14 protein-coding genes are annotated in these 14543 nt (G+C 71.2%); 11 read left to right on the plus strand and 3 right to left on the minus strand.

Features of this window, described 5'->3' with window-relative positions; genetic code table 11:
• The 10 genes from EJK15_RS36650 to EJK15_RS36695 form a co-directional block, all read left to right on the plus strand.
• Positions 1–365 (plus strand): hypothetical protein (locus tag EJK15_RS36650; RefSeq protein WP_138715069.1); only part of this gene is annotated, 365 nt, incomplete at its 5' end.
• A gap of 184 nt (positions 366–549) precedes the next feature.
• Positions 550–1332 carry a hypothetical protein gene (locus EJK15_RS36655; RefSeq protein ID WP_138715070.1) on the plus strand — a complete coding sequence of 261 codons (783 nt, stop codon included), beginning with the start codon at positions 550–552 and terminating at the stop codon, positions 1330–1332.
• A 24-nt stretch (positions 1333–1356) separates the two neighbouring features.
• Positions 1357–2034 (plus strand): GntR family transcriptional regulator, encoded by a 678-nt coding sequence (locus tag EJK15_RS36660; protein ID WP_138715071.1) that lies wholly within the window; start codon positions 1357–1359, stop codon positions 2032–2034.
• Between the two features lie 91 nt (positions 2035–2125).
• On the plus strand, positions 2126–3745 hold the full coding sequence (locus EJK15_RS36665; RefSeq protein WP_138715072.1) for an ABC transporter substrate-binding protein: 1620 nt from the start codon (positions 2126–2128) through the stop codon (positions 3743–3745).
• Complete coding sequence (locus EJK15_RS36670; protein ID WP_138715073.1) at positions 3745–4704, plus strand: ABC transporter permease; 960 nt, start codon at positions 3745–3747, stop codon at positions 4702–4704. Before EJK15_RS36665 ends, EJK15_RS36670 begins: the two co-directional genes overlap by 1 nt.
• On the plus strand, positions 4697–5554 hold the full coding sequence (locus EJK15_RS36675; protein WP_206061322.1) for an ABC transporter permease: 858 nt from the start codon (positions 4697–4699) through the stop codon (positions 5552–5554). The genes EJK15_RS36670 and EJK15_RS36675 overlap by 8 nt, the downstream gene beginning before the upstream one ends.
• Positions 5551–6516 (plus strand): ABC transporter ATP-binding protein, encoded by a 966-nt coding sequence (locus EJK15_RS75055; RefSeq protein WP_138715074.1) that lies wholly within the window; start codon positions 5551–5553, stop codon positions 6514–6516. The genes EJK15_RS36675 and EJK15_RS75055 overlap by 4 nt, the downstream gene beginning before the upstream one ends.
• On the plus strand, positions 6513–7481 hold the full coding sequence (locus tag EJK15_RS75060) for an ABC transporter ATP-binding protein (RefSeq protein WP_240777446.1): 969 nt from the start codon (positions 6513–6515) through the stop codon (positions 7479–7481). The genes EJK15_RS75055 and EJK15_RS75060 overlap by 4 nt, the downstream gene beginning before the upstream one ends.
• 49 nt (positions 7482–7530) lie before the next feature.
• Positions 7531–9315, plus strand: coding sequence for a gamma-glutamyltransferase family protein (locus EJK15_RS36690; protein ID WP_206061323.1), 1785 nt, complete (start codon positions 7531–7533; stop codon positions 9313–9315).
• Positions 9312–10055: a sulfite exporter TauE/SafE family protein gene (locus EJK15_RS36695; protein ID WP_138715076.1), complete on the plus strand. Its 744-nt coding sequence runs from the start codon at positions 9312–9314 to the stop codon at positions 10053–10055. Before EJK15_RS36690 ends, EJK15_RS36695 begins: the two co-directional genes overlap by 4 nt.
• Positions 10056–10092: 37 nt before the next feature.
• Here the strand turns inward: EJK15_RS36695 and EJK15_RS36700 are convergent, their stop codons facing one another.
• The 3 genes from EJK15_RS36700 to EJK15_RS36710 form a co-directional block, all read right to left on the minus strand.
• Complete coding sequence (locus tag EJK15_RS36700; RefSeq protein ID WP_138715077.1) at positions 10093–11178, minus strand: carboxylate-amine ligase; 1086 nt, start codon at positions 11176–11178, stop codon at positions 10093–10095.
• Between the two features lie 88 nt (positions 11179–11266).
• The gene (locus EJK15_RS36705; protein WP_138715078.1) at positions 11267–11929 is read right to left on the minus strand and encodes a M15 family metallopeptidase; all 663 of its coding nucleotides are present in this window, start codon (positions 11927–11929) and stop codon (positions 11267–11269) included.
• A gap of 12 nt (positions 11930–11941) precedes the next feature.
• Positions 11942–13090 (minus strand): ROK family transcriptional regulator, encoded by a 1149-nt coding sequence (locus tag EJK15_RS36710; protein WP_138715079.1) that lies wholly within the window; start codon positions 13088–13090, stop codon positions 11942–11944.
• A 136-nt stretch (positions 13091–13226) separates the two neighbouring features.
• Here EJK15_RS36710 and EJK15_RS36715 point away from each other — a divergent pair, with 136 nt between their 5' ends.
• Positions 13227–14543 (plus strand): extracellular solute-binding protein, encoded by a 1317-nt coding sequence (locus EJK15_RS36715; protein ID WP_138715080.1) that lies wholly within the window; start codon positions 13227–13229, stop codon positions 14541–14543.

The following is a 14543-nucleotide window of genomic DNA, read 5'->3' on the forward strand; positions in this document are numbered from 1 at the left end:
GGCGGGCCGTGGTGCTGGCCGCGGCCGACCCGGCCAACCCGTACGGCGCCGCACTCCCGTGGCCGCAGCACCCCGGTGACGTCGGCCACAAGCCGGGCAGGAAGGCCGGATCGCTGGTCGTGCTGGTCGACGGCCATCTGGTGCTCTACGTCGAACGGGGCGGCAAGACGCTGCTGTCGTTCGCCGACGACGAGCGGCTGCAGCCGGCCGTGGACGCGCTGGCCCTCGCCGTACGAGACGGAGCACTCGGAAAGCTGACCGTGGAGCGGGCCGACGGCGCTTCGATCATCGAGTCGCCCCTGGCGGCGGCTCTGGAGGCGGCCGGGTTCCATCCGACCCCCCGGGGCTTGCGCCTGCGGGCCTGACCAGCGCCTTCCCCAGTCGGTGCCGCGGATGAGGCCGCCGCCCACGACGTGAAGCGCGGCCACGTTGTCCCGGAGGCGCCCGGGCGCCTCCGCCCGTGGTGAATGCGGCAGGTGGAGGGGCCTCGGCCGTGTCCGGACGCGGTGGGTCGTGTACAGCTCCGGAGGGGGTGGAGACTTGAGTGCCATGGGGCCTCTGCAGCGCTTACGCGCCGACTTCAGCACCGGCAAGAATCTCGAGATCTATCTGACCGCGCTCATCGCGCTGGCGGTGGGCGTGCTCGGCGTCTTCGGCACCGTGGACTCGAAGGTCGTGGGCGCCGCCACGCTCGCCACTCTGGCCCTGGTTGCCGTGAACGCGCTCGGCCCCAGGCACCAGGTCGCCGACCTCGAGTCGCGGGTCGCCGCCCTCAACCGCCTGGTGGAGGAGAGGCTCGCCGGTGAGGCCTTCCTGACCACCGTGAAGAAGGGGCTCGACGAGCGCGTCGCCCGGGCCGACGACATCCGCTTCGCCGGGGTGACGCTGAGCCGCACGGTCCGCGCCCATGTCGACGACCTGCGGAAGAGCCTCGGGCGCGGGGCCTCGGTCAAGGTGTTGCTGATCGATCCGAACGGCACGGTGCCGGAAGAGGCCGCGAGGAGGAGCACGATCCCCGGCCACTCCGACGTTTTCGAGCACCGGGTCAAGTCCACGATCTACTTCTTGCGGGATCTGGAGGGCTCCATCGAGGTGCGGTTCCTGCCGTTCGTCCCCGCGTTCGGGCTGGTCCTGCTGGATGCCGGCGACGACGACGGCGTGATCCACGTCGAGCTGGGCACACACCGCTCGGCGGGCCGGGACCCGGTCTTCACCGTCACCCCGGGCCGCGACCACTTCTGGTTCGAGCACTTCAAGGCGGAGTTCGACCGCATGTGGGAGGTCGGCAGGGAGCCGACCGAGGCCGACTGGTATCCCGACCGGAAGAGCTGACCTCTCTGTATACGATTGCCCGATATGACTGATGTGACGCTGGGCGCGGCCCATCGGACCTTGCGCGACGAGGTCACCAGGGAGCTGCGGCGCCGCATCCTCTCCGGCGAGCTGGCCCAGGGCGAGCGGCTGGTGGAGGACCGGCTGGCCGCGCTGCTCGGCGTTTCGCGCAACCCGGTGCGCGAGTCCATCCGGGTGCTGGCCGCCGAGGGGTTCATCGAGGTCGTCCCCCGCCTGGGCGCCACGGTCGCGCGGCTGTCCGCCGAGGAGGGCGAGGAGCTCTTCGACGTGCGCATGGCGATCGAGGGGCTCGCGGCCCGGCTGGCCGCGCGCAAGCGGACCCCGGCCTCGGCCGAGCGGTTGCGGCGGGTGCTGGAGCAGGCCAAGGAGGCGGTGGAGGACGGGCGGCTGGCAGAGGTGGCCGACCTCAACACCGCCTTCCACTTGGCGGTGGGCGAGGCGACGGGCAACTCGTACCTCAGCCTGATGATGAAGCCGATGCTGCAGCGGGCGCAGTGGATCTTCAGTCAGACGGCCTCCGCACGCGGCCCGCACTCCTGGTCGGAGCACCTCAGCCTGTGCGAGGCGATCGCGGCGGGAGACGAGGACGAGGCGCAGGCCAGGGCCGTCGCGCACGTGGCGGCGGCCAGGCGGTCGTTCCTGGCGGCGGTCGGCCGCACAGCAAAACACCCGAACGATTAGAAAAAGCCTAGATAACAACACAGTGTCATGAAACACCACTGAAATGTAAGGTCTTGTATACAGTCTCCTAACCCTTTTCACGGAGGCCCCCATGAGACCGTCCCCCAGGCTCGTCGCGGCACTCGCCGCCCTCCCCCTGGCCTTGGTGGCCTGCGGTGGAGGCGGCGGCGGGAGCAGCACGCCCGCGGCGCCTCCCTCGATAGCCGACGCCTCGGCCGACAACCGGCCGGTCAAGGGCGGCGGCACGCTGAACGTGGCGCTCAACGCCGACCCCGACGCGCTCGACCCGAGCACCGCGACCACGCTGGTGGGCCGCGAGGTGTTCGCGAACATGTGCGAGAAGCTCTACGACATCGACGCGACGGCCACCCTGATCCCGCAGCTGGCCAGTGCCCTGCCTGAGGTCTCCGGAGACGGCAAGGAGGTGACGATCAAGCTCCGCGAGGGCGTGAAGTTCAACGACGGCACGGCGTTCGACGCCGAGGCGGTCAAGAAGTCGCTGGACCGCCATCGCACCTGGGAGAAGTCCGCGCGCCAGGCTGACCTGGCGGCGGTGTCCAAGGTCACCGTGGTCGACCCCTCGACCGTGAGGCTCACGCTGACGCAGGCGTTCACCCCGTTGACCGCGCAGCTCGCCGACCGCGCCGGGATGATCATGTCGCCCAAGGCGCTGGACGCCAACGAAGACAACTTCGGGGCGAGCCCGGTGTGCGTCGGGCCGTTCACGTTCGTGAGCCGCACCTCGGGCAGCCAGATCGTGCTGGAGAGGTCCGCGGACTACTACGACGCGGCCAAGGTCAAGCTCGACCAGCTCGTATACAAAATCATCGTGGACCCGAACGTACGGGCCGCGAACCTGAAGTCCGGCGACGTGCAAGTGGCCGACCAGCTCGCCACGACCACGGTCAAGGGCGTGCAGGCCGACCCGAACCTCACCGTCGTCGCCGGAGGCGGCCTCGGCTACTACGGCATCACGATCAACATCGCGAACGCCGAGGGCTCCACCGAGCAGCCCGGCGCGGTCAGCACGGCGCTCGGCAAGAGCCCCCAGCTGCGCGAGGCGTTCGAGCTGGCGCTCGACCGCGACCTCATCAACAAGACCGTCTACAACGGCCTGTACGAGCCGGACTGCTTCCCCGCGCCCCTGGACAGTCCCTTCCGGGCCAAGGACCTGCAGTGCCCGAAGCGCGACGTGGCCAAGGCCAAGCAGCTCGTGCAGGCCAGCGGCGTGCCGACGCCGATCCCTGTCACGCTCACCAGCCCCAACGACGCCACCAACGTACGCCTGGCGCAGGTCATCCAGCAGATGACCAAGGAGGCGGGCTTCAACGTGAGCGTGCAGACCGCCGAGTTCGTCAGCACGCTGGAGCAGGGCAAGTCCGGCAAGTTCGACGCCCTGCTGAACGGCTGGTCGGGCCGCGTGGACCTGGACGGCAACCTGACGAACCTCGTCACCAGCCGCGGCAGCAACAACTACAGCGGCATGTCCGACCCGGGCATCGACGACCCGATCAAGCAGGCCGCCGCCGAGTCCGACCCCGCCAAGCGCGCCGAACTCTACGCCGCCGCCATGAAGAAGGCCGCCGAGCTGCGCGGCGTCGTGTACCTGTACCACAGCAAGTACTACCTGGGCATGAGCAAGACCGTCGCCGGCGTCCAGTACTTCCAGGACGGCCTGCCGCGCTTCGTCACCGCCGGGATCGCCGCCTGATGCTCTGGTTCATCCTCCGGCGCTGCGGCTCGGCGGTGATCGTGCTGTTCCTGGCCAGCGTCCTGATCTTCCTGGGGATCAGGGCGCTGCCCGGCGACCCGGCCACGGTCATGGCGGGCGAGGAGGCCTCGCCCGCCGTCGTCGCGGCCATCCGGCACGAGTTCGGCCTGGACAAGCCGCTGCCCGCCCAGTACGTCGACTATGTCGCCCAGACCCTCACCGGCAACCTCGGCCGCTCGACGCAGGACCAGCTCCCGGTGCTCGACATCATCGTCGAGCGGCTGCCCGTGACGCTGGAGCTGTCGGCGCTGGCCATGCTCGTCGCCATCGTCGTCGGCGTGGGCGCCGGCATCGTGGCGGCCGTCCGCCGCGGCCGGATCGCCGACTACGTGGCCACCGGATTCGGCCTGGCCGGGCTGTCGGTGCCGCACTTCTGGCTGGGCCTGCTCGGCATCCTGCTGTTCGCGGTCACCTGGCGGGTGCTGCCCGCCTCCGGATACGTCCCGTTCACCCAGGACCCCGCCGCGAACCTGCAGCGCATGATCCTGCCCGCGCTCGTCCTCGGCACCGGCTTCGCGGCGATCCTGATGCGGCAGACCCGCTCGGCCATGCTGGGCGCGCTGTCCGCCGACTACGTCAGGACCGCCAGGTCGAAGGGCCTGTCCGAGGTCAAGGTCGTGGGCGCGCACGCGCTGCGCAACAGCCTGACGACCGTGGTCACCGTGCTCGGCCTGCAGCTCGGCGCGCTGATCAGCGGCGCCGTCGTGACCGAGCAGATCTTCGTGATCCCCGGGTTCGGCAAGCTGACCGTGGACGCGGTGCTGACCAGGAACTACCCGGTCATCCAGGCCGTCGTGCTGATCACCGTACTCGGGTACGTCCTGGTCAACCTGCTGGTCGACATCGCCTACGCGTTCCTCAACCCCCGGATCAGGCTGTCGGGAGCCCGCCATGACTGACACGCTCGCGGTGTCCATGAGGCGCGGCCGGATGTGGCGGCGCTTCCGTCGGCGGCCGATGCCGATGGCCGGACTGGTGCTGGTGGCCGCGTTCATCCTGCTGGCGCTCGTGGGCCCGTTGGTGACCGGCGATCCGGCCGCGCAGGACTACCTGGCCACGCTGGCGCCGCCGTCGGCCGCGCACCCGATGGGCACCGACGACCTGGGCAGGGACGCCTTCGCCAGGATCACGCACGGCGCCCAGGTGTCGCTGCAGGCCGGCGTGCTGTCCACGCTGCTGGCGATGGTCGCGGGCATCCCGATCGGGCTGGTCGCCGGGTTCTACCGGCGCTGGCTGGATCCGGTCGTGATGCGGCTGGTGGACGTGACGCTGGCGTTCCCGTTCCTCGTGTTCGCCGTGGGACTGGCGGCGATCATCGGGCCGTCGCTGAAGGGCGTGGTGCTGGCGCTGGGCTTCGCGCAACTCCCGGCCGTCATCCGGATCACCCGCGGCGAGGTGCTGGCGGTCAGGGAGATGGACTACGTGGCCGCGGCCATCGCCGACGGCGCGAGCGACGCGTACCTCATCTTCCGTTACGTGCTCCCGAACTGCGCCAGCCCGCTCATCGTGCAGGCCACGGTGGCGATCCCGGCGGCGATCATCGGCGAGTCCACCCTGTCGTTCCTGGGGCTCGGCGTGCAGCCGCCGACGGCGTCGTGGGGCGTGATGCTGACGACCGCGCAGCAATACCTGGGCGATGCGCCCTGGCTGGCCATCTGGCCCGGGCTGATGATCGCGCTGGCCACACTCGGCTTCAACCTGCTCGGCGACGGGCTGCGCGACGTCCTGGACCCGAGGAGCGGCCGATGAGCCTGCTGGAGATCACCGACCTGACCGTCGGCTTCGACACCGAGGACGGCCTGGTGCAGGCGGTCAGGGACATCTCGCTGACCCTGGACGAGGGCGAGATCCTGGCGCTGTGCGGCGAGTCCGGCTGCGGCAAGTCGGTCACCGCGATGTCGGTGCCCCGGCTGCTGCCGCCCGACACGACCCGGCTCTCCGGATCGGTCACGCTGGACGGGCGCGAGCTGACCACGCTGCCCGAGGCCGACATGCGGCACGTGCGCGGCAAGGAGGTCTCCGTCGTCTTCCAGGAGCCGATGACCTCGCTCAACCCGTCGTTCGCCGTCGGATACCAGATCGCCGAGGTGCTGCGCAGGCACGAGCGCCTCTCACGCCGGGCGGCCCGGAGCCGGGCCGTCGAACTGCTGGAACTCGTCGGCATTCCGGCGCCCCTGCGCAGGATGAAGGAGTACCCGCACCAGCTGTCCGGCGGCATGCGGCAGCGCGTGATGATCGCGATCGCGGTGGCCTGCTCGCCCCGGGTGCTGATCGCCGACGAGCCCACGACGGCGCTCGACGTGACGATCCAGGCGGGGGTGCTGGACGTGTTCCGCGACCTGCGCGACCGGCTCGGCACGGCGATCATCCTGATCACGCACGACCTGGGCGTGGTGGCCGACATCGCCGACCGGGCCGTGGTCATGTACGCCGGCCGCGCCGTCGAGCAGGCCCCGGTGACCGAGCTGTTCGCGAACCCGCGGCACCCGTACACGCTGGGGCTGATGAAGGCCCTGCCGTCCGCCGCCGTCAACGGCCGCCTGTCGGAGATCCCCGGCATGGTGCCCTCGCCGCTGACCGACCCGGACGAGTGCACCTTCCAGGCCCGCTGCCCGCGCGCGCAGGCCGACTGCCGCACGCTGAGGCCCCCGCTCGAACGGCACGCGCCCGATCATCTGGCGGCCTGTTTCCACCCTGGAGGCGAGCAGTGATCCTGCGGATCGACAACCTGGTCAAGCACTACGGCCCCGTGCGCGCCGTGGACGGCCTGTCGCTGGAGATCGGCCAGGGCGAGGTGCTCGGGCTGGTCGGCGAGTCGGGCAGCGGCAAGTCCACGGTCGGCAAGTGCGTGCTGCGGCTGACCGAGCCCACCGGCGGCAGGATCGAACTGGACGGGCGCGACATCACGCACCTGTCACGCCGGGCCATGCGCCCGCTGCGCAAGGACGTCCACATGGTCTTCCAGGACCCGTACTCCTCGCTCAACCCGCGCTTCACCATCGAGCGGATCGTCGGCGAGCCGCTGCTCAGGCACAAGGTCGCCGACCGCCGCGAGACCTCCGGGCGCGTGGCGGCCATGCTGGAGAAGGTCGGGCTACGCGCGGAGATGCGCTCGCGGTTCCCGCACGAGCTGTCCGGCGGGCAGCGGCAGCGGGTGGGGCTGGCCAGGGCGCTGATCCTGGAGCCCAAGCTGGTGGTGGCCGACGAGCCGGTGTCGGCGCTGGACGTGTCGGTGCAGGCATCGGTGCTCAACCTGATCACGGATCTGCAGCGGGACATGGGGTTTTCGTGCCTGTTCATCACGCATGACCTGTCGGTCGTGGAGTTCCTGGCCGACCGGGTCGCCGTCATGTATCTGGGCAAGATCGTGGAGTCAGGGCCGACGGCGGAGATCTTCGCCGGGGCGCGGCACCCGTACACGCAGGCGCTGCTGTCGGCGGCCCCGGTGGCCGACCCGGTCAGGCAGCGGGAACGGCACAGGATCGTGCTCGGCGGGGACGTGCCGAGCCCGGTCGATCCGCCCGCGGGGTGCCGGTTCCACACGCGGTGCCCGCTCGCGTACGACGCCTGCCGTACCGACGAGCCCCCGTTGGACGATCCCCGTGGGAACGGCCATCCGGCCGCATGCCATCTTGTAACCGCGGACCGCGTCCCCGACGCGGCCGCGATCGGATAGAGGAGAGAGTTTGTTCACCACCAGGCCCGAGCTGACGGGCGACTTCGGCATGGTCGCCAGCACGCATTGGCTGGCCTCGGCCACCGGCATGGGAGTGCTGGAACGCGGCGGGAACGCCTTCGACGCGGCGGTGAGCGCCGGATTCGTGCTGCAGGTCGCCGAGCCGCACCTGAACGGCCCCGGCGGCGAGGTGCCGATCCTGCTGTGGAGCGAGGCGGAGCAGAAGGTGTCCGTGGTGTGCGGGCAGGGCGTGGCGCCCGCCGCGGCCACCATCGAGCGCTTCACGGAGCTGGGCCTGGACATCGTGCCCGGCACGGGGCTGCTGGCGGCCACCGTGCCGGGGGCGTTCGGCGGGTGGCTGCTCATGCTGGAGCGCTGGGGCACCTGGACGCTCGCCGACGTGCTGACGCCCGCGATCCACTACGCCGAGCACGGCGTGCCGGTGCTGGAGCGCATCGCCGCCACGATCGAGTCGGTCGAGGGATTGTTCACCGATGACTGGCCCACGTCGGCGGCGACGTGGCTGCCCGGCGGCAACGTGCCCACGCCCGGGTCGAGGCTGGCCAACCCCGTGCTGGCCGCAACCTACCGGCGGCTGGTCGCCGAGGCCGAGTCCGCGTCCAGCACCCGTGAGGGACAGCTCGCCGCCGCCCGCCGGGCCTGGTACGAGGGCTTCGTGGCGGAGGCGATCGCCGGCTTCAGCGCCAAGACGGCCTGGCGGGACAGCTCGGGCGGGGTGCACGGCGGGCTGCTCACCGGCGACGACCTGGCGGGCTGGTCGGCGTCGGTCGAGGAGCCGGTCACCTTCGGCTACCGCGGCCACACCGTGTGCAAGACCGGGCCGTGGGGGCAGGGGCCGGTGTTCCTGCAGCAGCTCGCGCTGCTGGACGGGTTCGACCTGGATGCGATGGGCCACCTCAGCGCGGACTACGTGCACACGGTGACGGAGGCCGCCAAGCTGGCCTTCGCCGACCGCGAGGCCTGGTACGGCGACGCCGACGTGCCCATGCTCGACCTGCTGGACGAGACGTACAACGTCGGGCGGCGACGGCTGATCGGCGCCGAGGCCAGCCTGGAGCTGCGGCCCGGCGCTCCGGGCGGGCGCGCGCCCAGACTGCCCGACTACCCCGCCGCCGGCACGGCGAGCAGCGCTCCCGGCATCTCCGGAGCACGCTCCCCACAGGGCGTCGGCGAGCCGACGGTCGGCGCGAGCGCAGGCGGCGAGCAGACGGTCTCCCCCGACGGGTCGGTACGCGGCGACACCTGCCACATCGACGTCGTGGACCGCCACGGCAACATGGTCTCGGCCACTCCGAGCGGCGGCTGGCTGCAGAGCTCCCCTACCATTCCCGAGCTGGGCTTCTGCCTGGGGACGCGGGCGCAGATGTTCTGGCTGCAGGACGGGCTGCCCGCGTCGCTGCGTCCCGGGAGGCGGCCGCGTACCACGCTGTCGCCGTCGTTCGCGCTCAGGGACGGCCGGCCGTGGCTGGCGTTCGGCACCCCGGGCGGCGACCAGCAGGACCAGTGGAGCCTGAACTTCTTCCTGGCCGTCGTCCACGGCGGGCTGAACCTGCAGGAGGCCATCGACGCCCCCATGTTCCACTCCGAGCACTTCCCCAGCTCGTTCTTCCCGCGCGGCTCCCGCCCCGGCGTCCTGCACGTCGAGGAGCGCGTGGACCCGGGCGTCATCGCGGAGCTGCGGCGGCGCGGACACGAGGTCGAGGTCCAGGGCCCGTGGACGCTGGGCAGGCTCAGCGCGGTCGCCCGTGACGGCGGATTCCTGAAGGCCGCCGCCAACCCGCGTGGCGCCCAGGGCTACGCCGCCGGCCGATGACACCTGACCTGTTCTTCCTGGTGGGTGCAGGTCTGCTGGCCGGGATGGTGAACGCACTGGCCGGTGGCGGCACGCTCATCTCGTTCCCCGCCCTGCTGGCGCTCGGCTATCCGAGCCTGACCGCGTCCGTGACGAACGCGGTGGCGCTGTGGCCCGGCTACCTGGGCGGCGTGCTCGGCTACCGGGCCGAGCTGCGCGGGCAGCGGCGCCGGGCGGCGGCGCTGGGCGCCACGGCCGTGCTGGGCGCGGGCGCGGGGAGTGCGCTGCTGCTGCTCACGCCGGGCCGGCTGTTCGAGTCGATCGTGCCGTGGCTGGTGGCGTTCGCCAGCCTCGCGTTGCTGGCGCAGCCGTGGCTGCGCCGGTGGTTCGGCGGGGAGAGCGACGAGCCGCCGAGCAGGCTCGTGTACGCCGGGGTGTTCCTGGGCGGGTGCTACGGCGCGTACTTCAACGGCGGCATGGGTGTGCTGCTGCTGACCGTGCTCGGCATGTTCCTGCACGACGGCCTGCATCGCGTCAACGCCGTGCGGGCCGTGCTCGCGCTGGTCGTCAGCACGGTGTCGGTGGTGGCGTTCTCGCTGTTCGGGGCCGTGCAGTGGCAGGCGGTGGTGGCGATCGCGCCGGCCAGTCTGGCGGGCGGGTTCATCGGCGCGCGGCTGGCCAGGCTCATGTCGGCCAAGGTCCTGCGGGGCGTGGTCGTCGCCTTCGGCCTGGGCGTGGCCGTCGCGCTGGCCCTGCGTTGAGCGACCTGGCCCTGCGGTGGGCGGACCTGACCGTGCGTCAGGCGACCGTCGCCTCGATGAGGTCGTCGACCACCTCGGCCAGGTCGTTGCCCCGGGCGTGCACCCGGCGCTGGCGCATCGCCCCCGAGCCTTGGCGCAGCAGCCGGTCCAGGCCCTCCTGGACGAACGCCAGGTCGCCGGCCTCGGCCAGCGCCGGGCGTACGTGCTCCAGGAGGCGCCCCGCCATCACCGGCGCCGGCACGAGCGTCCCGTGCCGCACGTCCAGGCTGTCGCCCAGCAGCCCGTCCCGGGCCGCACGCCAGTACGCGGCGCGCAGCACCTCGGACGAGACGGGCAACCCCAGGTCGCCCCGCCGCACCGCGGCCAGCGCGGTCACCACCAGGGCACGGACCAGGCCGATCAGGGTGAGGCTGTCGCTCACGTCGAGCGGCACGTCCGCCACCCTGATCTCCACGGTGGGCAGGCTGGGCGACGGGCGGGTGTCCCAGTAGACCGTCTTCGGGTCCATCAGCGCGCCCGACTCCCCCAGCGCGCGCACGGCCAGCTCGTAGTCGGCGTACGACGGGAAGTACGGCGGCGCGCCCGAGACCGGCCACCGCCCCCAACTGATCACCCGCCACGACGCGTACCCGGTGTCGCGGCCGGCGAAGAACGGCGAGTTGGCGGCCAGCGCGATCAGCGTCGGCAGCCAGGGCCGCAGGTGGTTGCCGACATAGACCGCGTGCTCCCGGTCGGGCACGTCCACGTGCACGTGCAGGGCGCAGATGGTGATCTCGTCCTGCAACGCGCGGTAGAGCACCCTGCCCCGCAGGTAGCGGGTCTCGTCGGTGAGCGGTGGCGACGCGACGTCCCCCAGCACGGGGATGCCGCTCGCGACGACCGCCAGCCCGCACGAGCGCGCCGCGCCCGCCACCTCCTTGCGCACGGCGCGCAGCTGCGACCCCAGCTCGCTGAGATCGGTGGAGGGCGGTGTGCGGGCCTCCACCTGGAATCTGGTGATTTCGTGCACCACGTCGAGCATGCCCGTCGTCGCGGCCAGGACCTCGGCCGCCCGGGGAGCCACGTGGCGGGTGCGGGGATCTACGACGAGGTATTCCTCTTCGATCCCGATCAGCGGAACCATGCCTGCACCTCGCTGGGGAGTCCACACGTCTCCGCATGAGGTTGTGCCCATACCACAGGACGCGGAAAACTCTCCCAACAAAGGGTTGTCAACCAGGAAAGCCTACGGGTCCGTAGAGGGCGTGGGAGGAGCCGGTGGACATGGCCCAGTAGCGGTCGCCGTACGACCAGTGCCACCACTCGGTCGGATAGTTGACCAGGCCGGTGGACTCCAGGGCGTCGGCGAGGAGCTTGCGGTGGGCGCGAGCGTCGGCGGAGATGTTCGGGGCTGCCATGTAGCAGGCGCCGTCGCTCTCCTCCGGGTTGTCGTTGACCTGGGTGCCCATGTCGTACTCGACGCCATCGGGGCCGCACAGGGTCAGGTCCACGGCGGCGCCGGCGGTGTGCGGGGCGACCTCGACCGGGGAAACGTACCGGCTCGCGGCGACATATGACTCGTCAGGCGACATTTCCGGAAATGCGGTCTGGAGCTCGGCCCGGTACGCGTCGAAGATCCGCCGCTGCGTCTCGATCGGCCGATAGCCCTCGACGATCAGCAGGTGGAAGCCCTCCGGCAGCCGGCGCCCGGCCCGCTCCAGCCGGTCGAGGAAGCCGGAGCGCAGGTGCGCGTACGCGCCTTCGCCGTCGGCGAGCCGCCGGTCCACGCGCAGCCGCCCGCGCATGTCCGCCAGCGGCTCGCCGCACTCCCGCACAGGGATCGCGCTCACCCTGGGGTCCGAGATGAGCACGACATCGTTCGAGGTCTGCCACATGGGCAGAAATTCTCACACAGTGTCGGAGAAAACCTGCTCTCGGGCTTGCTCCAGAGCCGCCACCAGGGCGCCGCGCAGCACCGGGTTGCCGGCCACCTTGGTCGTCACGACGGTGGGCTGGCTCGGGCACACCCGGGCCACGGCCTCCTGCACCTTGGCGGCCAGCCGCTCGCCGCCCGCCCGGCCGACGTCGCCGCTGAGCACGATCAACCCAGGGTCGAGCACCACGGTCACGGCCGCCGCGCCCACGGCCAGGCGTGCCGCCACCGCGTCCAGGTAGCCCTCGTTGCCGTTGCGGACCAGGTCGGGCACCGTGGCGCCGGACACTCCGTGCTCGCGGGCCAGGCCGCGCAGCGCGTCGTGGCCCACCAGGCGCTGGAACGAGCCCGACTGGGGCTGAGCGACGTCGGCGGGCAGCGGCTCCCCGGGGACCGGCAGCCAGCCGATCTCGCCGGCGCCCCCGGTGATGCCGCGGTGCAGCTTGCCGTCCAGCATGACGCCGAGGCCCTGGCCGATGCCCGCCCAGATGACCACGAAGTCGTCGTGGCCGACGGCGGCGCCGTACCTGTGCTCGGCGAGCGCGACGAGGTTGACGTCGTTCTCGATGGTGACGGAGGCGCCGAGGGTCTCGCGGAGGCTGGCCAGCACGCCGACGTGCCAGGCCGGCAGGTCGTACGACCAGCGCACGTCGCCGCTGCCCGGGTCCACGACGCCCCTGGTGCCGATGACGAACGCACGCAATCGCGACAGGCTGACGTTCGCCGCGTCGCAGGCGCGCCGCACGGCCGCGTGGACGGCCTTGACCGGGTCACCGCCGTCGGAGGGGTTGAGGGTGATCTCGACGACGATCCTCCCTGTGATGTCCGCCACACCTACCTTGAGGCTGTCGGGCAGCACCTCCAGGCCCGCGACGTACGCGCTGGAGGGAACCACGGCGTACAGGGCGGCGTGCGGCCCTCTGCCTCCCGCCCGCTCTCCGGCGACCTCGACCAGCCCTCTCTCCTCAAGGCGAGCAAGCAGCTGACCTGCGGTTACCTTGGAGAGCCCCGTCATTTCCCCCAGCTCGGCCCGGGTCAGCGGACCGTCCACGAGGAGGAGCTCGAGTGCCGCGCGATCGTTCAACCTGCGCAGCAGCCGGGGGATCCCCGGGCTTCGACTCATTACCGCACCCCTCTCGTCACGAATCCCTAACGAGCGTTTCTTTTAAGAAAGTTTCTTGTTAGTTTAACAGCATCGTTCGGCATTGACGATCAGCCTGGTGCGGACCCTAGGCCGGCACCCGGGAAGGGAGAACCCTGTGAGGATCGCGAAGATCACAGCCACTACGGTCACCACGGCCGCCCTGGCCCTGGGCCTGGCCGCCTGTGGCTCGAGTGAGGCGCCCTCGTCCTCACCCAGCGCGGCCGCCCCCGCCAGCGGCCCCAAGTACGCCGGCAAGACCCTCAGCGTGTGGCGCCTGGGCGACAGCAACCCGGCCGCGGCCAAGTACATGGAAGAGCTCAACGCCGAGTTCAAGACGCAGACCGGCGCTGAGGTCAAGCTCGAGTGGATCCCGTGGCAGCAGGTGGCCGACAAGTTCGCCGCCGCCGCGACCGGCACGGGCCCGGACGTCACCGAGATCGGCAACGACCAGGTGCCCATGTGGCAGAGCCAGGACGCGCTGACGCCGATCACCGACGTCGCCCGCGAGGGCGACCGGGCACAGATCCCCGAGAACCTCTACGGCTACGAGACCGTGGACGGCGAGATCTACGCCGTGCCGTGGGGAGCCGGCGCGCGGGCGGTGCTCTACCGCAAGGACTGGTTCAAGGAGCTCAAGATCGAGGTCCCGAAGTCCTGGGACGAGCTCGTCGCCGCCGGCAAGAAGCTCCAGAAGGAGAAGGGCGAGGGGGTGGACGGCTTCGCCTTCAACGGCGGCTCGGACGCCAACCACCTGCTGGCCGCGTTCGCCTGGTCCGAGGGCGGCGAGTACGCCGCCAAGGAAGGCGACAAGTGGGTCGGCAAGCTGACCGACCCCGGTTTCGCCAAGGGCTTCGAGACCTACACCGGCCTGGTCAGCGGCGGCCTGTCCAGCAAGGCGAACCTGACGCTCAACACCCTGGACATCCGCAAGCGCTTCGCCAACAACAAGGTCGCGATGTACCTCACCGCCGCCTGGGACCTGTCCGGCATCGAAGAGGACTCCAAGGGCAAGCTGAAGGGCGACAAGCTCGGCTTCTTCCCGCTGCCCGCCAAGACCGGCGGTGTGGCCCCGTCCTTCTTCGGCGGCAACGACATCGCGCTGTGGGGCGGCACCAAGGAGGCCGACCTCGGCAAGGAGTACATCAAGCTCGCCACCAGCAAGACCTGGGCCGACCGCTACGCCACGGAGGGCGGCCTGCTCCCGGTCTACCCGGACACCCTCGCCGCGCTGAACGAGGACCCGGCACAGGGCCCCTTCGCCCAGGCGTTCGCCAAGGCCAGGGCCTTCCCCGCGGACGCCAACTGGTCCGAGGCCGACGCGACCAAGGCCGTGCTGCAGAACGCCGCGCGGGCCGTCATCGAGGGCAAGAAGGACACCACCACGGCCCTCGCTGACGCCAACAAGGAACTCGAAGAGATCCTGAACCAGTAA

The organism is Nonomuraea basaltis (assembly GCF_005893125.1).
In the GTDB taxonomy this organism is placed as follows: domain Bacteria; phylum Actinomycetota; class Actinomycetes; order Streptosporangiales; family Streptosporangiaceae; genus Nonomuraea; species Nonomuraea basaltis.